At 66.9% G+C, this 22,184-nt stretch carries 16 protein-coding genes; 8 read left to right on the plus strand and 8 right to left on the minus strand.

All coding sequences use genetic code 11. The features are described 5' to 3' along the window. Positions 1-10 precede the first annotated feature (10 nt). Together KY501_RS24560 and KY501_RS24565 are read right to left on the minus strand one after the other, a co-directional pair. Positions 11-1,135: an alpha/beta fold hydrolase gene (locus KY501_RS24560; RefSeq protein ID WP_224365728.1), complete on the minus strand. Its 1,125-nt coding sequence runs from the start codon at positions 1,133-1,135 to the stop codon at positions 11-13. 18 nt (positions 1,136-1,153) lie between these two features. Beyond that, positions 1,154-1,594 (minus strand): hypothetical protein, encoded by a 441-nt coding sequence (locus KY501_RS24565; protein WP_224365730.1) that lies wholly within the window; start codon positions 1,592-1,594, stop codon positions 1,154-1,156. A 317-nt stretch (positions 1,595-1,911) separates the two neighbouring features. Between KY501_RS24565 and KY501_RS24570 the strand changes: the two genes are divergently transcribed. Beyond that, positions 1,912-7,302, plus strand: a complete 5,391-nt coding sequence (locus KY501_RS24570) for an Ig-like domain-containing protein (protein ID WP_224365732.1) — start codon at positions 1,912-1,914, stop codon at positions 7,300-7,302. Between the two features lie 44 nt (positions 7,303-7,346). On the opposite strand, the gene KY501_RS24575 is transcribed toward KY501_RS24570, so the two are convergent. Together KY501_RS24575 and add are read right to left on the minus strand one after the other, a co-directional pair. Next, positions 7,347-8,126 carry an SDR family NAD(P)-dependent oxidoreductase gene (locus KY501_RS24575; protein ID WP_224365734.1) on the minus strand — a complete coding sequence of 260 codons (780 nt, stop codon included), beginning with the start codon at positions 8,124-8,126 and terminating at the stop codon, positions 7,347-7,349. A 69-nt stretch (positions 8,127-8,195) separates the two neighbouring features. After that, complete coding sequence (gene add, locus KY501_RS24580) at positions 8,196-9,356, minus strand: adenosine deaminase (protein WP_224365736.1); 1,161 nt, start codon at positions 9,354-9,356, stop codon at positions 8,196-8,198. 115 nt (positions 9,357-9,471) lie between these two features. Between add and KY501_RS24585 the strand changes: the two genes are divergently transcribed. After that, a complete protein-coding gene (locus KY501_RS24585; protein ID WP_224365738.1) occupies positions 9,472-10,488 on the plus strand; it encodes an outer membrane protein assembly factor BamB family protein in 1,017 nt (338 codons plus the stop codon). A gap of 24 nt (positions 10,489-10,512) precedes the next feature. On the opposite strand, the gene KY501_RS24590 is transcribed toward KY501_RS24585, so the two are convergent. Further along, on the minus strand, positions 10,513-12,837 hold the full coding sequence (locus tag KY501_RS24590) for an ATP-dependent helicase (RefSeq protein WP_224365739.1): 2,325 nt from the start codon (positions 12,835-12,837) through the stop codon (positions 10,513-10,515). 141 nt (positions 12,838-12,978) lie between these two features. Here KY501_RS24590 and KY501_RS24595 point away from each other — a divergent pair, with 141 nt between their 5' ends. From KY501_RS24595 to KY501_RS24610, 4 genes are all read left to right on the plus strand, one after another. Next, entirely contained in the window at positions 12,979-13,449 is a 471-nt protein-coding gene (locus tag KY501_RS24595) for a PaaI family thioesterase (protein WP_224365740.1), read from the plus strand. Between the two features lie 122 nt (positions 13,450-13,571). Then, positions 13,572-14,213, plus strand: a complete 642-nt coding sequence (locus KY501_RS24600; protein ID WP_224365741.1) for an RNA polymerase sigma factor — start codon at positions 13,572-13,574, stop codon at positions 14,211-14,213. Then, a complete protein-coding gene (locus KY501_RS24605; protein ID WP_224365742.1) occupies positions 14,206-14,736 on the plus strand; it encodes an anti-sigma factor in 531 nt (176 codons plus the stop codon). The genes KY501_RS24600 and KY501_RS24605 overlap by 8 nt, the downstream gene beginning before the upstream one ends. Positions 14,737-14,747: 11 nt before the next feature. Beyond that, complete coding sequence (locus KY501_RS24610) at positions 14,748-15,935, plus strand: AraC family transcriptional regulator (protein ID WP_224365743.1); 1,188 nt, start codon at positions 14,748-14,750, stop codon at positions 15,933-15,935. Here the strand turns inward: KY501_RS24610 and KY501_RS24615 are convergent. After that, positions 15,929-17,101 (minus strand): anti-sigma factor family protein, encoded by a 1,173-nt coding sequence (locus tag KY501_RS24615; protein WP_224365745.1) that lies wholly within the window; start codon positions 17,099-17,101, stop codon positions 15,929-15,931. The genes KY501_RS24610 and KY501_RS24615 overlap by 7 nt on opposite strands. A gap of 37 nt (positions 17,102-17,138) precedes the next feature. Further along, positions 17,139-17,810 carry an RNA polymerase sigma factor gene (locus KY501_RS24620; protein WP_224365747.1) on the minus strand — a complete coding sequence of 224 codons (672 nt, stop codon included), beginning with the start codon at positions 17,808-17,810 and terminating at the stop codon, positions 17,139-17,141. Positions 17,811-18,273: 463 nt separating this feature from the next. Between KY501_RS24620 and KY501_RS24625 the strand changes: the two genes are divergently transcribed. Both KY501_RS24625 and KY501_RS24630 read left to right on the plus strand, forming a co-directional pair. Continuing rightward, positions 18,274-18,981, plus strand: a complete 708-nt coding sequence (locus tag KY501_RS24625; protein ID WP_224365749.1) for a metallophosphoesterase — start codon at positions 18,274-18,276, stop codon at positions 18,979-18,981. A gap of 250 nt (positions 18,982-19,231) precedes the next feature. Then, positions 19,232-20,995, plus strand: coding sequence for a vWA domain-containing protein (locus tag KY501_RS24630; protein ID WP_224365751.1), 1,764 nt, complete (start codon positions 19,232-19,234; stop codon positions 20,993-20,995). Positions 20,996-21,056: 61 nt separating this feature from the next. Here KY501_RS24630 and nfi read toward each other — a convergent pair whose 3' ends face one another. Beyond that, positions 21,057-21,770 (minus strand): deoxyribonuclease V, encoded by a 714-nt coding sequence (gene nfi, locus KY501_RS24635; RefSeq protein ID WP_224365753.1) that lies wholly within the window; start codon positions 21,768-21,770, stop codon positions 21,057-21,059. Positions 21,771-22,184 lie beyond the last annotated feature (414 nt).

A 22,184-nucleotide genomic window follows, 5' to 3' on the forward strand; every position in this document is an offset into this window, starting at 1 on the left:
CCTCATCGCGTCACGACTCCAACGGCCGCGAGCGTGCGGCGATCCAGTCGGTGATGGCGGGCCACACCTTGGAGGGGCTCTTGCTGGAGGCCGACAGGCCGATGTGTCCCACTGGGAAGCGGAGCGTCTGCACGTCCTGAGAGCCCACCAGCTTGGGCAGGGGCTCGCTCATGGGAGGCAGAGCAATGGTGTCCTGCTCGGCGATGACGTTGAGCAGGGAGGCGCGAATGCGGCTCAGCTCGACGCGCTCACCGCCCACCTCCATACGGCCCTGACAGAAGAGGTTCTGCTGATAGCAGTCCTTGATGTACTGGCGGTAGACCTCGCCTGGGAACGGGACGGCGTCAGCGCCCCAGCGCTCCATGGCGAGGAACGTGGTGACGTACTCGGGCTCGTCGATGTGGCGGCACACGTCCAGCCACCGCGTGATGCGCTGGACGGGCGCTGCGGCGAAGAAGCCGCTCTCGAGCACCCGTGAGGGGATGTTGCCGTAGGCATCCACCAGCGAGTCCACGTCGAAGTGGGCTGGCTGCGTCCACAGCGAGTAGACGCCGCCCTGGCTGAAGTCCACGGGAGTGGCCTGTGCCACGAAGTTGCGGAGGCCCTGGGGATAGAGGCTCGCGTAGGCCAGGGCCATCGTGCCGCCCATGCAGTAGCCGTAGAGGGTGAGCTCGTCGCTGCCGCTGGAGCGCAGCGTCCACCGCACGGCCTGGCGGACGAGCTCTCCCAACAAGTCCCCCCACGAGAGGTGCTGCTCATCGGCGCCGGGGATGCCCCAGTCGATGGCGTACACATCGAAGCCAGCGCGGGTGAGGAACTCGATCAGGCTGCGGCCGGGGAGGAAGTCGAGGATGTACCAGCGATTGATGAGCGAGTAGGCGAAGAGGATGGGCGTGCGCCACCGGCGATGGGGCGAGGCATAGCGCAGGAGCCGCATGCTGCCGCGCGTGTAGACCACCGAGTGCTGCGTGGGGCTGATGGGCGGCTCTCGCACGCCCGAGGCCCTCTCGATGATGGGTCGCAGGTACGGATAGGGGTTGATCGGACGCTGCTGGACGGCCTGAGTAATGGCACGAGACAGCTCGACCTGGCCCGAGACGAAGGAGCGGAAGCGTTGGAAGGTGTTCGACGGCATGGGGCACTCTCGAAAGGCTCAGCGTCCGTGTCGGCGGGGGACGGGCTCGGGCGGAGGAGACTCCTGCAAGGAGTCGGAGGTTTGGGAGGGGCGCTCCTGGCGTTCGAGCAGCTCCACGGCCATCTCGAGCTGCGAGCCGAGCGCCTCGACCTGCTGGCTCAAGCGGCGGACCTGATCGCGCATGGACTCCACATCGGAGGCTGCGGGCATGCGCAGGGCCTGGAGCACGCGCTCCTGGAGGGCGTGGCGGCGGATGCGGAGGTTGAAGCCCTGCCGCATGACTCCGCCGCTGATGCGCAACCAGGTGGGGCTCTCTCCGAGCTTGGTGGTCACCTTGGTGAGGCCGCGCTCGACCTTGGAGAAGACCTGGCCCGAGCGGGTCTCGGGACTGGTGAGACGTCCGACCAGCTTGAGTCCGCGGACCAGGAGCCCCTTGGGAGGGCGGGAGGAGTTGCTCATGGCCTCCAATGTACCCAATCGGCTAGGAGCGTACTGCCCTCGTCGAATCCCTCCCGCACCGCCAGCCCGGTTCCCCAGGCGCCCCAGCCCCCAAGCCTGCCGAGCTCGTCTTCATATGGGGGGTTCGCCCCTCTTACGCCGACACCGGTCCGCGTGACATGGTCTGCCCCCGTTCCACACCTCAGCTTCCCCGACCTGTCTTGAGCCCCTCTCTCTCGACCCGCCTCCTCCCCTTCGCTGTCCTCCTTTCACTCGGAGTCTCCTGCCGTGAGCAGGCGGCTCCTCCCACCGATCGGACCCCACCGCCCCGCGTCTCCTTGGATACGCCGGGCGCTCCGTTCGATCTCGGTTCGGTCATCCGCCGCGTGCACTTCGCATATCGGCGAGAGGGTGACGCCTGGACCGCAGGCCACACCACCTGGTCCGCCCGAGTCACGGAAGGTGGACTGACCTTCACTCCGCGCCATGCCTCGCTGGCAGTCCCGGAGAACCACCCCAGCGCGAGCGGCTCCGTCCTCACGGGCACTCCCGTCACGTTTGGCGCAGCAGTCTTCTCGCGTGGCGGAGCACTGGTGGACAACGCCCGTCCACTCGGCGCCCTGTCCCAGGAAGGTGCGCTCACGCTGGCGCGAGGCCCAGTGGAGGAGCAGCTTCGGAATCACGAGAACGGCATCGAGCAGCGCTGGAGCCTCGCCCATCCGCCTCAGGGCGCGGGGGATCTGCTCATCCGGGTGCCAATCCGTGGGCTCCGCCTGGCGGGAGAGACCGCCCAGGGCGTGCACTTCGCGGACGCGTCCGGGCTGGGCGTCCGGTACAGCCACGCCACCTGGACGGATGCCTCCGGACAGCAGCGGGAGCTCCGCGCCCACGCCGTCGCGGGAGCCGTGGAGTTCCGGGTGCCCGAGGCCCTGCTGGCCACCGCGGCCTTCCCGGTCATGCTGGCGCCGACGATCTCTCCGGAGTTCGGACTGGATACACCGGTGACAGCGGGCGGAGGCAACCAGACCACGCCGGCCGTGGCCTCCAACGGCACGGACTACCTCGTAGTGTGGGTGGACGACCGAAGCGGTGACGCGGACATCTACGGTACTCGCGTGAGCCAGTCCGGAACCGTGCTGGACACACTGGGCCTCGCGATCGGCGCGTCCCTCAACGCGCAACAGAGCCCGGCTGTAGCCTTCGATGGCACGAACTACCTGGTCGTCTGGAGCGACGGCCGGCGCGGGAGCGGCAACGACATCTACGGCGCCCGCGTGAGCCCGGCCGGCTCGGTGCTGGATCCGAACGGACTGGCGCTCGCGACCTCGGCGGTCTTCACGCAACTGATGCGCGCTCCGGCGATCGCGTTCGATGGCACGAACTACCTCATCGTCTGGGACGAGAGGACCGGCTTCAACGGGCCCAGCAACCTCAATGCCCTGCGCGTGAGCCCATCGGGCCAGCCCGTGGGGAGCCCCTTCGCTGTCTCCGCCGCCGACAAGAACCAGCTCGCGGCTTCGCTGGCCTTCGATGGGACGAACTACCTGGCCGTCTGGCAGGACGATCGCCTGGGGCAGAACGACATCTATGGTGCGCGCATCTCCCCGAGCGGGACCCTCGTCGACACGGGGGGGATCATCATCAACTCGGCGCAGCAGGCGCAGACCAACCCCACGGTGGCGTTCAACGGCACCTCCTACGTCGTCGTCTGGGAGGACGCTCGCAACACCGCCGCCACGGGAATCGACCTCTATGGAACCCGCGTGGCACCCGACGGGAGCGTGTTGGACGGATTGGGACTGCCGCTCGTCACGTCCGCGGCCAACCAGACCCTGCCCGCGCTCGCGCGTCTGGGAACGCAGTGCCTGCTGGCCTGGCAGGACCTCCGCAACGGGACGCTGGATGTCTACGCGACCCGGCTGGACGGGGCGGGGACGGTGCTGGATGCCTCGGGGCTGGCAGTGGCAACGGCGCTGGGAGACCAGTCCACGGTGGCGGTGGCGAGCAGTGGCACGAGCGCCCTCGTCACCTGGGGCGATGCGCGGACCCTGGACATCGTCGGGGCCCGGGTGGATGCGACGGGCGCGGTGCTCGACCCGAGCGGCGTCACGCTCAGCCTCAACACCAACAGCGAGACGAACCCGGCGGTGGCCTTCGACGGCACGAACTACCTGGTCGTCTGGCAGGACAACCGGGGCAGCGGGTTCGATCTCTACGGGGTGCGAGTCAGCGCGAGCGGCACGGTGCTGGATTCCGCGGGAGTGCTGATCTCCGGAGCAACGGGCCACCAGCGCAACCCGGCGGTGGCCTTCGACGGCACGAACTACCTGGTCGTCTGGGAGGACACACGCAACGGTCCCACCAGCGACATCTTCGGGGCGCGGGTGAGTCCGGCGGGGACGATGCTGGACACCACCGGCCTGCCCCTCTGCCAGCGCTTCAGCCCACAGGAGCACCCTGCGGTGGCCTTCGACGGCACGAACTACCTGGTCGTCTGGGACGACTCGGGCACCAGTGCCGCCCGAGACATCTACGGCACGCGGGTGAGCAAGTCGGGCAGCGTGCTCGACCCGCTCTTCTTCGGGATCAGCACGGACGCGAATGATCAGTCCATGCCTGCTCTGGCCTTCGATGGAACGAACTACCTGGTGGCGTGGAGCGACTTGAGGAACAACTCGACCGCCGACGTGTACGGAGCGCGGGTGAGCCGCACGGGAGCGGTGCTCGATACGGCGGGAGTGCAGCTCGCGAGCGGCACCGAGGCACAGACAGATCCAGCGTTGGCGTTCGACGGGACGAACTATCTGCTGGTCTGGTCGGACTACCAGTCCTTCCCCTCGTCGAACCTGTTCGCGCGTCGCGTGAGGACGACTGGGATTCCGCTCGACGCAGCGCCGATCGCGGTGTCCACCGCCCCGGGACATCAGCAGCAACCCTCTGTGGTGTTCGATGGAACGGACTTCCTCATCGCGTGGCAGGACGGACGAGGCGGAACGGACCTGGATCTGTACGCCGGGAGAGTCTCGCGAAGTGGCACGGTGCTGGACGGTGACGGCTTCATCCTTTCGGCGAGCGCCTCGGACGAGAGCGTCGTGACCCTGGCGTCCGGGGGCGCGCAGGGGGTGCTGGCGGTGTATCAGGTGACGGACGTATCGCTGGGCAGCAGCGTGCAGCGGCTGAAGGCGCGGCGGCTGTTGCCCGGGAGCTCGACCAACACTCCGCCCACCGCGCAGTCGCAGAGCGTCAGCACGGACGAGGATGTGGCGCTCGCGCTGGAACTCACGGGGACCGACGCCGAGGGAGGGCCACTGACCTATGCAGTAGCCACGGCGCCTTCGCACGGAGCGCTCACCGGTACTGCACCGAAGCTCACATACGTGCCCGCGGCGAACTACTCCGGGCCGGACAGCTTCACCTTCACGGTCTCCGATGGGCAGGCAACGTCGACTCCGGGCACCGTGTCCCTCACGGTCGCTCCGGTCAATGACGCTCCGGTGGCGTCCGCGCAATCCGTGACCACGGCGGAGGAGACCGCCAAGGCCATCACGCTGAAGGCCACGGATGCGGAGAACGATCCGTTGAGCTTCGTGGTGGCCTCGGCTCCCAGCCACGGCAAGCTGACGGGTTCACCTCCCAACGTCACCTATACGCCCGACGCAAACTACTTCGGGCCGGACAGCTTCACTTTCTCGGCCTCGGATGGCACAGCGAACTCGGGGCTCGGAACGGTGAGCATCACTGTCACCCCGGTGAACGATGCACCGGTGGCCACCTCGCGTTCGCTGAGCACTCCGGAGGACACGGCGCTGCCAATCGTCCTCACGGGGACGGATGTGGATGGGGACTCGCTCTCCTTCGCGCTCACCTCTCAACCCACGCATGGCACGCTGAATGGCACGCCTCCCAACCTCACCTACACTCCCGCGGCGGGCTATCATGGAGCGGACCGCTTCACCTTCACGGTCTCGGATGGCCAGGTGACCTCCGTCCCGGGCACCATCTCCCTCTTCGTCGGCACGGGGAACAGCGGCCCCTCTGCCTCGAACAACGCGGTGACGACCTTGGAGGACACGCCAGTCGGCGTGAAGCTGGAGGGCTCGGATCCGGATGGAGACACCCTGTCCTTCACCATCACCTCGCAGCCTGCGCACGGCACGCTGACGGGCACGCCTCCCAACCTCACCTACACGCCGGAGGCGAACTACTCCGGCTCGGACAGCCTCTCCTTCACGGTGTCGGACGGCCTGGAAACCTCGGCGGTCGCGACGGTCTCGATCACGGTGACACCGGTGAACGACGCGCCCGCTGCGGAGGCCCAGTCGCTCACGGTTCCAAAAGGGACGGCCACGACCATCACGCTCACCGCTGTGGATCCGGAGGGCTCTCCGGTGAGCTTCAAGGTGGCATCGGGCCCCAGTCACGGCACGCTGACGGGCACGCCGCCCAACCTCACCTACACGCCCGCGGCGAATTACTCCGGGCTGGACAGCTTCACCTTCACGGCCTCGGACGGGCAGGCGACCTCACCCGAGACCCTTATCTCGCTGACCATCGGAGGGGACAATGGCGCGCCGGTGGCGTTGGCGCAGACGCTGGACGTCGCCGTGGGCAACCCGACGGCCATCGCCTTGGATGGCAGCGACGCGGACGACGAGGCCCTCACCTTCGCCATCGTGTCCCCACCCACGAGGGGAACACTGACGGGCAAGCCGCCCGACGTCCTCTATATGGCGCCGGCGGATTTCCGGGGCACGGAGCGCTTCACCTTCTCGGTGAGCGACGGCAAGTCGAGCTCCACGGCGGAGGTACAGCTCAACGTGGAGGAGCGAGCGCTCACGGTCAGCGCGGCAGCGGACACCCTGCGCCCGGCCCAAGGCCAGCAGGTGCGCTTCTACGCCAACGCGGTGGACAAGGCCGGCGCGGAGATTGCGCTCCGGTGGGACTTCGGAGACGGCCAGACGTCCCAGGAGGACCTGCCTGTCCACACCTTCGCGGCTCCGGGCACGTATGCGGTGCGGCTCGAGGCCACGACCACGACGGAGAAGGCCAGCACAGTGCTCCGGGTCCGGGTGCGCGACGCCGCGCCCATCCAGGTCGCGATGGACGTGCCCTCCACTCCGGTCATCGTCGGAGTCGAGGGCTCCTCGGTGCCCTTCAGCATCACCGCTCCGCAGTCCAACCTCTTCTATATCTGGGACTTCGGGGACAGCACTCCTGCCACCACGGGCACGACGGCTTCACACACCTGGGCCGACGACGGCAGCTTCACGCTGAAGGTGACGGCCAAGGACAGCCTCACCGGCGCCAGCCAGGTGATCACGCGCAACGTGCTCATCTACAACACACTCCCCGTGCCGCTACCGCAGGAGCGGGTCTCCATCACTCCCGGTCAGCCCGTCACCCTCCAGCTCTCGGCCTCGGACGCTGCGGGAGCCAGAGACCCACTCCGTTGGGTACTCGTGAGCGCGGAAGGCTCTCTGACGCCTGAGGGAGTCTTCACCCAGACTCCCTGGGAGAAGGGGCTGCTCACGGTGATCACCAAGGTCATCGACGGTGACGGCGGCGAGTCGCGGTTCGCATTCCAGATCTCCACGGGGGATGTCCCTGTCCTCCCCGAGGATTCGGAAGGCTGCGGCTGCGGCACGGGCTCTGGGGGTGCATCCGGCGCCTTCGGACTGGGCATGCTGCTCCTGGCGCTCGTGGCCGTGGGCCGCAGGGCCAGGAACTAAGGCGAAGCAGGGCTCGGAGTCGCGAAGGGATTCCGAGCCCCACCTCACACCGCGCCGGACAGTCCTCCATCCACATTGATGGCGGTGCCGGTGACATAGGAAGCGCGCGCCGAGAGAAGGAACGCCACGACGTCGGCGAACTCCTCGGCCCGCCCGATGCGCCCGAGCGGCACACCTGCCTCACGGCTGCGCTCGGCGTAGAACTCGTCCGCGGATTTGCCTGAGGCCTCGGCGCGACGGTTCCACTGCCCGCTCTCGATCATCCCCACGAGCACGGCGTTGACGCGGATGCCCTCCGGTCCGAACTCCTTGGAGAGCACCTTGGTCAGGGACATGCCCGCGGCGCGGGACACGGAGGACGGGGTGGTGTTCTTCCCGGGCTCCTTGGCCTTGATGGAGAGCACGTTGACGATGGACCCACCGCCCGCGGCGCGCAGGTGGGGGACGACGAGCCGCACGGTGCGCATGGCGGCGAACACCTTGAGCTGGAAGTCCTCCTCCCACTCCTTCTCGGTGACGGCGAGGAAGGGCCTGGCGGACGCGGAGCCGGCATTGTTCACGAGCCCATCCACGCGGCCCCATCGCTCGTGGGCGGCCTTGACGAAGCGCTCCAGGTCCTCGGCGCGAGTCACATCCGCGGTGAGCGCGAGCACCTCACCGCCCTGGGCGCGCAAGGTATCGGCGGTGGCCTCGAGCTTGCGCAGGTTCCGGGCGCATAGGGCGACGCGAGCGCCTTCCCAGATGAGTCGATTGCAGACGGCGGCTCCGAGTCCCTCCGAGCCACCCGTCACGAGCACCACCTTGCCGGCGAGCTCCAGGTCCATTGAGCGGGTCTCCTCCTGAGACGAACCGCCTCCTTATATATGGACCCGCGAGCTCATCGGCTCGGGAACTCAGGCGGGCTTTTTCACGGGGGTGGGTCGCTTCTCGAAGGCGGCGAGCGTGGTGGCGATCTCCTGGTTCACGGCGCGCAGCATGTCCTGCTTCTCGCGGAACGGGAGGAAGGCGCTCTTGAAGCCGGAGACGATGATGGTGGTGAGGTCTTCCAGCGCGAGACCGAGCTCCTTGTGAGCGAGCCACAGCTCCTTGGTGACCGTGGTGTCGGTGATGAGCCGGTTGTCGGTGTTGATCGTCACGCGCAGGCCGTAGTCGAAGTAGAACTTGAGCGGGTGCGCGTTGAGGCTGGAGACCGCGCCCGTCTGCACGTTGGAGGTGGGACACACCTCGAGCGGGATGCGGTGATCGTTCACGTAGTTGAGCAGGTCGCCGTCCTCGCGAAGCCGCGTGCCGTGGCCGATGCGGTGCGCGCCCAGGTAGTGGATGGCCTGGGAGATGGACTCAGGGCCGAAGGCCTCGCCGGCGTGGGCGGTGCAGTTGACGTTGTTCTTGAGGATGAGCTGGAAGGCGTCCTTGTGGTCCTTGGCGGGGAAGCTGGCCTCGGCGCCAGCGAGATCGAATCCGATGACGCCGCGGTTCTTGTAGGCCACGCTCAGCTCGGCCAGACGCATGGAAGTCTGGGGGTTGATGTGACGGATGCCGCAGACGATGACGCCGCACTTGATGCCCGTCTCGCGCTTGGCGGCGCGCAGGCCCTCGAGCACCGAATCGATCACCGTGGTCATCTTCAGGCCCTTCTGCAGGTGCAGTGCGGGCGAGTAGCGGACCTCCAGATAGCGCACGTTCTCGGCGGCGGCATCGACGGCCAGCTCGTAGGCGGAGCGATAGAGCGCATCAGCGGTCTGCAGCACGGAGAGGGTGACGTCGAACGCCACCAGATACTCCTCGAGGCTCTTGCACACCTGGCCCATGTGGATGGCCTGGGCCAGCCCGTCCACGGAGTCAGCGGGGAGCTTGATCTTCTGCTGCTCGGCCAGCTCGAGGATGGTCTTCAGCCGCATGGAGCCATCGAGGTGGCAGTGCAGATCCGTCTTGGGGAGGGCGTGGAGCAGCTCCTCGGTTACTTCGATGGCCGGGGGTGGGGAGATGTCGGCACGCCTGGCGGCGGAAGGGATCCCGGTAGCGCTGGGGAGCTCGTCGTCACGAATGGAGGCCATGGTCGCGGTTCCTTGCTTGCCAACCCGCGAGCGGGTCGGAAGATGCATCCCTCAAACCATGCTGCCGCGCGCGTGTCCATGTAGCTGCCTGCTGCTCGTACTCCTGGCGACAGGAATGGCGGGGTGCCAGCGGCCCACGGAGCGGGTGTTCGCGTTCTCCACGGATGCGTCCTCGCGAGCGGGGCTGGTGGGGTTGGAGGACGGCGTGTTGGTGGGCAACGAGGCAGGCGCGCTGGTGCGGCTGACGCGCAGCGGCGAGCCGGTGTGGCGGGTGAAGTTTGGCCAGGAGGTGGCGGCGCGGCCCACGGTTGCGGGGGACAGCGTCGTTGCGGGGACGGTGGGAGGGGAGCTGGCGAAACTGGGGCTCGCGGATGGCACGGAGCGTTGGCGCCTCACGGGAGTGCCGCCGGTACTCACGGCACTGGTCTCGGACGATGCATCCGTCTACGTGCAGGGGCCAGACGGAGCGGTGCGAGCGCATGCCTTGGACACGGGACAGGTCCGCTGGAGGCAACCCGCGCCGAAGGCGGAGGAGGCACATATCGATCCGAGCCAACGGCTGCCCGCGCCGGTGCTGGCGGGAGGCGTGCTGGTGGTGTCGTTGGGGGATGCGGGGCTGGTGGGGCTCTCCACGGTGGATGGGACGGTCCGCTGGCGCAAGCCCTGGACCCAGGTGTTGGGGATGACGCGCGAGGGAGACACGCTGTACGTGTCCATGCGCAACGGGAGAGTAGGCTCGCTGAAGGGAGAGGATGGCTCCGTGCGGTGGGAGCAGACTCCGGCGGAGGTGCTCACGAGCCCGCCAACGTACCTGCAGGGAGTGCTCTGGGTGGGAACCGAGCCGCCGCAATTGCTGGCGATCTCTCCAACGGACGGACGGCGACTCTCGGGGATAGCCCTGCCCGCTCAGCTGGTGACGCAGATCACCGAGCATGGGGAACAGCTGATCGTGCCCACGAGCGGCCGGGAAGGCCTGCTAGTAGCCCTGCGGCGGCAGGGAGGAGCGCCGGTGTTCTCGGTACGCACGGACACGCCGCTGCGGACGACACCGGTGGTCATCGGCGATCAGCTCTTCGCGCTGGGCCTGGACGGACGAGTGCTCTCCTGGAGCATCCGGGTCCCAGAGCCGTAAGCGCCCCGGGCCGCGAGGCTCTGCTCAACCCGGCATGAGAAAGCGGGCGATGACGCGCTTGAGGCCCACGCTCCCACCGAAATCGACGGTGACCTTGGCGTTGGGGCCCACACCATCGGTGGAGATGATGCGGCCGACGCCGAACTGCTCGTGGCGCACGCGCATCCCCCGGACATCTCCGCTCATGCCCTCTCCATCCGAGGCCTGGGAGTAGGAGCGATCGATGCGAGGGCCGCTGTCGTCATCATAGGAGCGACGGCGAGGAGCCACGGGAGAGGGCGCGGGGCGCTGGACCTGCTGGGCCTCGGGCTCGATGCCGAAGAGCTGGGGCGGCACATCTCGAAGGAAGCGGGAGGGAGGGTTGTAGCGCAGCTCACCGAAAAGAGAGCGGCACTGCGCGAAGCTGATGAAGAGGCGCTTGCGAGCGCGAGTGAAGCCCACGTAGCAGAGGCGGCGTTCCTCGGCCATCTCCTCACTTTCCTCGGGGTCCTCGACGGCGAGGGAGCGCGAGTGGGGAAAGACGTTGTCCTCCATACCGGTGAGGAACACGGCATCGAACTCGAGGCCCTTGGCGGCGTGGAGCGTCATGAGCGCCACCCTGCCCTCTCCCACCTCGGCATCCGCCTCACCCACGAGGCTGATCTGCTCCAAGAAGGCCTGGAGCGGGGGCACATCGGCGGACAGAGACGCAGCCTCGAGTTCAGGAGGAGGAGGCTCGGCTCCCTCTGGGGGCTGGGCCGTGGCAGCGGCCACTGCAGCGGCTGCGCGATTGAGATCGAACTCCTGGGCGGCGCCGAGGAATTCGCGAAGGTTCTCCGCGCGAGTGAGGGACTCGTCACTTCCCTCAGCGGTGAGCGACTCCACGAGCTTCGTCTCCTGGAGCATCTGATCCACGGCACTGGCGGCGTCGCGGGCCTCCTGGGCAAAGTTGTTCAGCGAGGACACCAGCGCGTGGAAGGTGGAGAGCCGTCGCGTGGCGGTGGTGTTGAGCCCGGGGATGCGCTCGGGCCGGGAAGTGGCCTCATAGAGGCTGATCCCCTGCTGGTCGGCGTAGTCGGAAAGGCGCTCCACGGTGGTGTCGCCGATGCCACGAGCGGGAGTGTTGATGACGCGTAGCAGGTCCGCATCGGAGCGAGGGTTGACCATGAGCCGCAGGTAGGCGGCGGCATCGCGCACCTCGGCACGGTCATAGAAGCTGCGGCCGCTCACGAGCGAATAGGGCACACGAGCCAGACGCATGGCCTCTTCGAGCACGCGGCTCTGGGCGTTCGCGCGGTAGAAGACAGCCATCCCCGAGTACTTGATGAAGCCCTCGCGCTGCAGCGCATGAATCTGCCGAGCCACTTCTTGGGCCTCGGCGCGCTCGTCGCGGCTGATGAGGAGCTGGAGGTGTTCGCCGCACTGCCGATCGCTCCAGAGCTTCTTGGGCATGCGGCGGCGGTTCTTGGAGATGACGGAGTGAGCGGCCTCGAGGATGTTCTGGTCGGAGCGGTAGTTCTGCTCCAGCTTGACGACCTTGGCGCCGGGGTACTGCTCGGGAAAGCGGAGGATGTTGTCCACGCTGGCTCCGCGCCAGCGGTAGATGGACTGGTCGTCATCGCCGACCACCACGAGGTTGGCGCTTGGAGGAGGCGCCAGCAGACGCAGCAGCTCGTACTGAACGGGGTTGGTGTCCTGGAACTCGTCTACGAGCACATGGGTGAAGCGTTGCTGGTACCGGGCGAGGACATCGGGGCGTTTGCGGAACAGGGTGACGAGAAGGAGCAGCAGGTCACCGAAATCCACTGCATTCGCGGCGCGCAGCAGGCGCTGGTAGGCCTGATAGGTCCGCTTCACCACCATGCCGCGCACATCATCGATGTCCACCTGCATGTCGTCGGGCATGCGGGCGGCGTTCTTCTCCTGGTCGATGCGGTGGAGAATCTCTCGGGGCTGGATGCTCATCTCCACGCGAGCGTCGCGCATGGCGCGCTTGACGAGCCCGAGCTGGTCCCCGTCGTCATAGATGACGAAGCTGCGAGTGAGCCCCACGGCCTCGGCCTCGCGGCGGAGGATCATCGCGGCGGACGAGTGGAAGGTGCTGACGACGAGCTCATTGGCCTGCCCGCCCAGGAGCTGGGTGAGGCGTTCGCGCATTTCGCGAGCGGCCTTGTTGGTGAAGGTGACGGCGAGGATGCGCCAGGGGAAGACGCGGCGGACCATCACGAGATGAGCCACACGGCGAGTGATGACGCGCGTCTTGCCGCTCCCGGCCCCGGACAGGACGAGCAGCGGACCGTCCCCATGGAGGACGGCCTCCTTCTGGGGCGGGTTCAGGTCTTCGAGGAGGGCTTGTTCGTGCGATTTCACGGAGGGTCGGGTGGGAGCGGAAGCCCTGTCTTCTAACGGATTTCAGCGCTGTGCGACGGACGTTCCGCGAAAGAGAGTGGCAGGCTGCTCGCACAGCCTGCTTCTGACAGGTCAGGCCCGGCTCGAATAGAGTGGTGGCTCATGTCCGACACCCCGTCCCGCCCCACGCAGGAGCAGCTCGATCGCTACGCGGAGCTGTTCAACAAGAGCCAGACGCTGAGTTTCCTGGGATGCCGCGTCTCGTTTCCCGAAGGCCGCAAGGTCGTCGTGAGCATCCCGGAGGTCGGCCCTCAGCACCTGGGCGGCCTGGGTACCTCGGCCATCAACGGCGGCATCATCGCGGCCCTGTTCGACCTGGTGATTGGCTGCACGCCGGCGCTGTTGGATCCCACGCGGCGCTGCGCCACGCTGCAGCTCTCCATGAGCTTCCAGCGCCCGCTCACGGGAAAGACGGTGCGCGCCGAGGCGGAGATCGACTCCTACGGCAAGAACACCCTCTTCGCCTCAGCCCGGGTGCTGGACGGCGAGAACCAGGTCTGCGCGCGGGCCCAGGGGGTCGTCCGCATCTCCACCCTTCCCTGGGCCTCGGGCGAGAGCCCTGCTGTCAACTAGAAACTCACCTTGCCCTACATCCCCATCCATTCTGTCCGATATGCCTGGAGAGGCCGGACGTTTTCGGAGGCACCAGGGAGGAGTCAGGCTCTGGGAGACCACCGAAAACACAGGAAGAAACGATGGTGGGAGCAGCTGTTCAGGGCTTGCCGATGATTGGCCGACAGCGAGAGGACGCCGAGCAGGCTGCCGAGAAGGACCGGACGGGGGAGGACGAACTCTCCCAGAGGGCCTTGGCAGGGGACCGGCGGGCCTGGGATGCGCTCATCGCGCGCCACCACCGTCGGGTCGTGGTATCGCTGTTGGCGAAGGGGATCCGGGCGGACCGGGCCCATGAGCTTGCCCAGGAGGCCTGGACGCGGCTCATCCAACAACAGCAGCGAGGGCTGCTGACGGAGCTGCGCCTGCCGAATCTCGCGCTCACCCAGGCGGCCTTCCTGGCCGCGGACGATGCCCGGCGCAACCGGCGTGAAGCCATTGCGGGCAACGTGGAGGAGCTGCCCGAGCGGCAGCACCCGGTGGACCCTTCGGTGTCCGCGGAGCGTCGGCTCCTGTCGGAGGAGCAGCTGTCGCGAGCCCATCAAGCCCTTGAGGGGTGCTCGCAGAGTGCCCGCACCGTGTTCCTCCTGGCCTGTGATGGCCAGGAACTACCCCATGCCGAAGTCGCGGCGCGTGTCGGCCTGTCCGTGCAGCGCGTGCGACAGATCCTGTGCGAGGTGCGCAAGAAGCTGCGGACCGCGCTCGAGGAGGAGAACCATGTCTGATTCGCACCTGACTCCGTCTGACGCGGAGCAATACATCCTGGGTGCGCTGGCCCCTGAACTCGAGCGCAAACTCGAGGCGCACACGCTGGTCTGCGACGCATGCGCCCGGCTGTTGCAGCAGGAGGCGCTGCTCGAGGAGCAGTTGCGCGAAGTAGCCAGTACAGTCCCTCGAGAGGACAACATCGTACGCCCGGCGCGCTGGAGGGTGGGACGGGTTACGGCGCTGGTGGCGGGACCCGCCTTGGCGGCAGCGGCGGCGCTCGCGCTGATGGTGTCGCACCCCAAGCCGGTGTCGCGGCCTGTGCCTACGAGCCCGGCGGAGCTCACGTTGGAGCTCCCCACGGAGCTACATGGCGCGGTGGTGGCCTGCCCGGATCTCACCACGCAGGAGTCCTGTGCCGAGGCGGCGGCGGCTCGAGGGCTGCTGGTGCAGTACCCGCTCGGCATGGGTGAGGTGCCTCGCTACGAGGGCAACACGGGACTTCCATCGGGGACACTACCCTCCCGGCCCGCGTCGCTGTGAGGAGCCGCGCCATGACAAGTTGGATGAGACACCTCCGCGCGCTCCTGGTGTTGCTGCTGCTGGGAGCGGGGATGGCGCGAGCCGACGAGCCCCTGACGTCCACACTCGGAGATTCGAAGAACCTGCCGGTGGGCTGGTTCGTGACGCAGAGCGCGCCCAACCTGTACGAGGCGGGAGTGGACACGAACTCGCCATGCGAGGGCACGCGGAGTGCGTCCCTACGCTCGCGTACGGAGACGTCGCCGGGCTATGGCACGTTCATGCAAGCGTTTGGCGCCCAGGACTTCCGCGGCAAGCGGCTGCGCTTTTCGGCCATGGTGCGCGTCAAGGACGTGAGTGGCTGGGCGGGGTTGTGGATGCGCGTGGAGGGCTCGGATCCGAAGAGCCCGCTGGGCTTCGACAACATGCAGTCCCGAGCGCTGACGGGGAACACGGAGTGCAAGCGGTACGAGGTGGTGCTGGACGTGCCTCCAGAGTCCTCTGCGGTCATGGCGGGGTTGCTGTTGAGCGGTACGGGGCAGGCATGGCTGGACGGGGTGCGCTTCGAGATCGTGGATCGCACCGTACCTGTGACGGATCTGCTCGCGGCGCGCCCGCCCACCTCTCAGGGAGGCCCTCGCGGGCTGGAAGAGACATTGGCCACGCCAACGCCTCGCGAGAAACAGCTCGCCACGGGCAAGGTGGGAGACATCTGGTTCAACCTGGGCCGCGTGAACATGGACAAGAGCTACACGCGCGGCAATGACGGCATCTGGCGGAACATCCTCGACGAGGAGCTCACGGAGCGAGGCAACGAGGTGATCGGGACGTTCGAGCAGCGGCCGGTGGCGCTGAAGGTGAGGACGGAAGGGACGCGGACGATCATCGAGGGCTCGTGGGGCATTGACCCTGTGAACATCCAGCTGGATCCGGAGCGTCTGAGCATGAAGTGGGGCATCCTCGAGCGCGACATGATGCGCGTCGCGGACTACAATGAGGATCCCAACTGCTTCCGCTATCAGCGAGTCGAGGGCCTGCGGAAGACCGATCGACTCGACGTGTGTGGCGCGGCGCTCAGCAGCAAGCCTCTGGCGCTGCAGCTGTCCCTGGCCCTCCTGGGCAATGGCTTCCGGCGGGTCCCGCCACTGGGAGGACTCCCGCCGCCGAGGCCACCGATGGCGCCCCGGGACGCGATGCAGGCCGGGACGCTCCGTCAGTAGGAGAAGTCGCGCTCCAGGGTCTCACCGCCCGCCTGGACGGTGAGGTGAGCCGAGCGCGCGCCACCACCCTCGGCGCCCAGATCGAAGGAAATGCCCTCGGGCCCTTGGGAGGGCTTGAGCGAGGGCTTGCCGGGAGTGAGGAACACGGCGGCAGCGACGGTGCGGCCGGAGAGGGGCTGCACCAAGAGCCTCACACGCTGGCGCTCGCGAACGAGGAGCACGCGGAAGTCGCGCCGCTCCTCCAGCACTTCACGCTGCTCGGGGTGACGGGCACCTGGCCGGCGTGGCACGGGAGCGCGGGACGTACGAGCCGCAAGCCCCTCGGCGCCCTCGGCTTCCATCTCGAGTGCCTCGTCGATGGCAGTATCTCCCTCTTGGAGAGCTAGCACAGCCTGGGCACAGTCCGAGCAGCTCGCAGTATGCGCATCCACGCGAGCGCGCTCGTCCTCGGACATGAGCCCGACATCGAAGCGCCAGAGGTCATCGGCGCTCAAGTGTCGACGTGGCGGCTGATCGACGACCGCGGTATCCGCGAGATCCTCGCGGCATTCGGCACAGCTCTGGAGGTGGGGAGAAAGAGACCGGGGCTGCTGCGTCCAAGTGGCCACCAGGTCATCGCAGTCGGCCCGGGCGGAGAACCACCAGGCCTGAATTCGCTCGTTGGGATCGAGCAGGTCGCGCTCGTCTCTGCGCTGCGGGTTCAAGGGGATGAACCAGCGGGCTCTCGGGCGGAGCGCGGCATCCATCTTCCCGAGAGATTGAAGAAACTCGGTCCTGCGTTGCGCCGCCACCCCATCGAGGGGCCCCTGGAGCGCCTCCCACTGTCCGAGGGCGTGGGCGGCGGAGGCAGCGCGATCTCGAGCGCTCAATCCTTCCATCGCCGAACTGCGCCACAACTCGGATTCCTCTCCCTCCCCCAGTGCGGCCTCGACTGCTTCTTCCGCGGCCTTGAGGAGCGTGGCTCTCAGCTCCGCGGGTTTCAGGCTCTGGAGCCATGTCTCGATCTGCGATCGGGTCAGGCCACGAAGGGCGGGCTCCACACCTTCGACTCCAACTCGCGAGCTCCGCCGGAGGAGAGCTCCTGCTGCTTCGAGCGTACCTCCCACGGAGGATGAAGCTGAAAGTTGATGCCGCTGGGCCTGATAACGGGAGAGTGCGTCGCTCATCGAGAACCTCGCCAGGGAAAGGGGGTGATTCGAGGGCTCACTCCTCTGCCTCCTCGGCGACCGTCTGCTTGATCTCGAGCAGATACAGCCTGAGGTAGGCCTGAGCGCGACTGACACGCTTGTAGGAGTTGACCACGGTTATTTGCAGAAGACGGGCGCATTCCTCGTGATCCTCCACGTCCTGGTGGTGGTACAGGTCCCATGCTCCAGCCTCTTTGGGGTGCTCCTTTTGGAGCCGGGCGAACGCAGCCCAGTAGGACTCTTGAGCCTCCGAGCGTTCCTGGGCACGTCGGGCCGCATCCACGGCGAGACCCACCTGGGAAGGAGGCTCTTCCATGACGTCATCGGGGTCGCTGGGCGCAGGGGCCAGGTCCTCGCGCTGCCGCCGGTAGAAGTCGATGGCGACATGCTTGACGATGCGCAGGAAGAACGTCTTGGGGGAAGCTGCCTTACCGGGCATGTGCTCGGAAATGCCGCGGAACTGCTCCAGGCCTCGGTTGATGAACTTCCCCACCGCATCCTGGTAGAGCTCGTCCGCATCTGCGGGCGAGCCACGGCCATAACTGGCCTGGATCTTGCCAATGACGTACTTGGCGGGACGACTCCACCGCTGGACGAGGCTACCCAGGGGGTTGCTGAAAGGCTCGCCAGCGGAGCGGCGCTGGGCCACTTCCGCGAACAATTCGTCATCCGTGAGCTGGTCGTACACCGGAGGAACCTGGTTGTGCCGAGGGGTTCAAGGCTTACCCACCTGGCGGGGTGGGCTCGCATCCACGGCTCGGCAAGGTACCACGATGGCATCCTCAGGCGTCCTCCGATGACGCGCTCCCCCATCGCTTCTGAACGGACAGGTAGGGGGGGCATCAGAAGGTGGGACGGAGCATTTCAGGCTTCCTGACAGAACCCGACGAGGCTTTTTCAAGGGAGCCTGGCGGGCTGCTCCCCGAGAAAGCGGGCAAAATCCCGAGGTCAGGAATGGGGAGAGGAGGCGTCCCTGCCGGCAACGATTTCAAGCGCCTGGCCGAAGAGGCCTTACAAGCAACGGTGGTTCGATTCCACCCATCCCCAATTTCTGATGGGGATGACGTCGGACGGTCCCGACACTGAACCGTGAATTCAGCGCAACTCACGGCTTCCTCACTCGGGCGCTCCTACTTTCGAGGTGTTGTTCCATGTCTCCCCGCACCATCGTCATTGGCGACCTCCATGGCTGTTACGACGAGGCCATCGAGCTGCTCGACAAGGTGGGCGCCACCTCCAGCGACCGCATCATCTTCGCGGGAGATCTCGTGGACCGAGGCCCCAAGCGGCGCGAGTGCGTGGAGCTGGCCATGCGGTACGAAGCCATCCAGGGCAATCACGAAGAGAAGCACCTCCAGCAGCGCCGCCGTCCGGATGACCGCCTGTCACCGGATCACCTGGAGACGCGCCGCGTGCTCGAGCCCGAGCACCTGGACTACTTCGCCCGGCTTCCGCTCTACATCCGCCTGCCCGAGCACAACGCCGTCGTGGTGCATGCCGGCCTGATGCCCGGGAAGCCCATCCAGGGACAGGATCCGTACCACCTGCTCCACGCCCAGTGCATCAATCCACCGGAGACCAAGAGCTTCTGGCCCTCCAAGGCGCCAGAGACGCACCGGTTCTGGACCCACCACTGGAAGGGCCCTGAGCGGGTCATCTTCGGACACACGGTGTTCGACAAGCCGCTCATCACCGAGCATGCGGTGGGCATCGACACGGGCTGTGTGTACGGCCACTCGCTCACCGCAGTGGTGCTCCCCTCCTGGGAGCTCGTCTCGGTGCCTGCGAGGCAATCGTACCGCAGAGGCAAGGACGTAGCGTTGTTCCCGGTCCACGGAGACGTGTCGGTCTTCTCCTGAGCGGTACTCCATTCGATTTCGCGCCCGGCCGACGAGGCCCTACAAGCAAACGAGAGGTCGCGGGTTCGATTCCCGCCGGGGTCATTCCATGGCCCCGTAGCTCAGTTGGGAGAGCGCTCCCTTCGAAAGGGTCCAGTGGCTTCGCCACTCGGGCGCACCTTTTCCCGATCAACTCACTTCACTCAAGGCGGGTACTGCTCGCAGTGCCTGCTTCAACTGTCTCACCCGCAACACGATCCCGGAGGGGACCATGACGACGAAGCAGAACACCCCTATGATTCCGGAGGCGCAGCGCGGGCCCGCCGAGCGGCTGCTCGAGCTCGTGCTCAACGGCTCCGCACACCTGTGGCACAACCGGCCCGGACTGGACGCCAACGGCGTCTGGCAGCCTGCTCCTCGCGGCAAGGCGACGATCTCGCCGCATGCGAAGCGAGTGAGCCCGGGCCTCTTCGTGCCTGCGGCGGTGAAGCTGTACCGGCAGATCCTGGACATCTACAAGCTCAACACGGACCTGATGGCGCACTTCGCGTCCTACGCGCTCACGCAGACGGACTGGCGTGACCTGAAGGTGGCCACCTGCGCACTGATGCTGGTGCAGGGGCATGCGGGCCAGCCCGTGCGAGAGAACGACGGCAGCGTCGCCTTCTACGACGACGACCACCGGGCCATCGGTGAGGCGATGATCCTCCACTACGAGCGCAAGTCCACGCGCATGCTCACGCCCAAGGCGGTGCTGCGGGTGGCCGAGCTGCTTGAGACGCCGGAGATCGCGCGCCTCAACCGGGAGGCAGGGTTCGGTGACCCGGGCTCGAAGCGTCCGCCCATGGGCCGATGGAAGCGTGTGGCGGAGAAGTGGCTGCAGGCGCGAGAGAAGAACCTGCCCATGCTCGAGGGTCTGGTGAAGGCCGGCTACAAGGAGACGCTGAAGAAGCTCGCCCGCAAGGTCGGCTATAAGCCGGAGTCGCAGGCGTTCTTCGAGGTGCTCGGCTGGAAGCAGAAGCAGTCCACGGGGGGCCACCGTGCGGTGGGTCTCGAGGGGCTGCAGCTGGTGAAGCGCGAGCGCTTCGACGGGCTCTCTGAGGCAGAGATCTGCGAGTGGATCGAGACGGATCGGCTCTCCTTCAAGGAGGTGGTGGGCCGCTTGCCGAAGGACGTGGGGCTCACGCCGGCCATCATGGTGGCGCTGCTGCCGTCTCTGTCCGACCGTGACCTGCGGATGATGACGCCGACGATGGAGGAGCTGGGCCTGTTGTCGGAGCCGACCATCCGGGCGCGCTGGGAGAAGGCCGTGCAGACGGCGACCGACCAGCGGGCGCTGCACATCGTGAAGAACGTGCGGAGCAAGGAGCTGCGCGAGAAGCTCGAGGAGGCGAGCGACAATGCGGCTCGGCAGGCCGTGGCTGAGGCCACTGCGGAGACGGACGTGCGGGTGATGTTCCTCATCGACAAGTCTGGCTCCATGGAGGGCGCCATCGAGCAGTCCAAGGAGGCGCTGGCTCGCATCCTCGCGGGCTTCCCGATGGACAAGCTGCACATCGCGTCGTTCGACACGGTGGGCACGGTGCTCAAGCCGAAGGCGTCCAGCCGCATGGCGGTGCAGCACATGCTGCAGGGCATCAAGGCGTCGGGTGGCACGACGCATGCTGCCGCGGTGCACGCGTTGCACCGGGACGGTGTGAAGGTGCCGGGGGAGGCGAAGCTCATCGTCATCGTCGTGGGCGACGAGGCGGGCGAGGCGGGTGACCAGTTCGCCCGGGCGTTCCGCGAGTGCGGCTTCATGCCGGCGGCAATGGCGCTGTTGGTGAGCGTGGCGAGCACCCGGGGTAACACCGTGCGGACGTGCGCAGGGCAGCTTCGGGTGCCGTTCAGCGAGGTGTTGGTGGACCAGTTCGCGGACCCCTACCAGGTCCCCCGAGTGCTGAAGGCGCTGATGGACGCGCCGACGGCACCCGGTGCCAGCCAGTCCGGCTGGGTCGAGCGGGTGATGCGGACCCCGCTGCTGAAGGTGGCCTGAGCCAACATGGCGCCACCACTCCAGGCACTCCTGGGGTGGTGGCGCTCTTCATTTCATCGAGTCACGACTGAGCTGTCCCCGTTCGGAGTGTGGGCTCATGAGACTCGCGACGCAGAGCATTGACGAAACGGTGCGCACGGCGAGTCGTCTCCGGCTCACGGTAGCGAGGGCTCAAGCGAAGAACCCACTCCACTGCCGTCTGGAGATCCATCAAGTGTCCAGGAGAGACGTAGACGGGGCTGACACCTCGACGAGTCCTCACGGCCATGCCAACCACCTCGCCTCGATGGCGGAGCTCCGCTGTCGAGCCACGCTCCTCACCCAAGGGCCCATGAGTGCCCACCAGGAGCGACTTGGCGCATCCAATCGAGGGCACGCCAAAGAGCAATCCCCCATGGGAGGCCAACCCAAGGCGGCGCGGATGGGCAATTCCCTGCCCATCAAAAACGAGGAGATCCGGCGCCTGCGTCAGCTTCCTCCAGGCCGCAGCGAGCACCGGCAGTTCCCTGAACGAGAGCAGTCCAGGCACATAAGGGAACCGGAGCGGAACAGCCGCCCCTTCCTGCGCAACAGAGGTCAGTGAATCGGCGTCGAGGATGACGAGCCCCCCGAACCCCAGGTCATTACCTCGTTCGGTAGAGATGTCCGCACCTGCGATCCGAGAGACCTTCCAATCCGCTGGAGGCCGCAGCACGAGTCGCTCACGCAGAGAGTTCTGCAGCGCCACCGCTTCTTGAGGAGTCACATCCCAGCCATGTAGAGGTCTGAGTTCCATTCGCCACCGTCCTACCCTCAATCTATACCCATCAGGTCACCTCGTGCATGCTCTACCTGATGCATAGGACGGGACTGTACGCCTGGACTCCAGGCATGGAGCCGTCCCCCCCTGGTGATGCTGTCAGTGAGGCGCAGTGAGCCGGTCCAGAACGAGCCCGAAGAAGCTCCCCTCACCATGAAACGCCCACCCGAGATGGGCATGGCACGCGCCACAATGAGCGTACTCCCATGAGTAGTCCGCGAACCACGAGTCCTCGGACGTAGGAGGCCCCATAACAAGGCAGCCCTCCGCTTCGGCAAAGCATCCGAAGTGGAAGACGAACCCGTACGGGTTGACGCGCGTGTGGACGTGCCGACCGAGGACGGAAGCACGGTGACGCTCGTGGGTAATGACATGGCCGCAGCGGGCGCA

The sequence above is a fragment of the Hyalangium versicolor genome (assembly GCF_020103695.1).
GTDB classification, from domain to species: domain Bacteria; phylum Myxococcota; class Myxococcia; order Myxococcales; family Myxococcaceae; genus Hyalangium; species Hyalangium versicolor.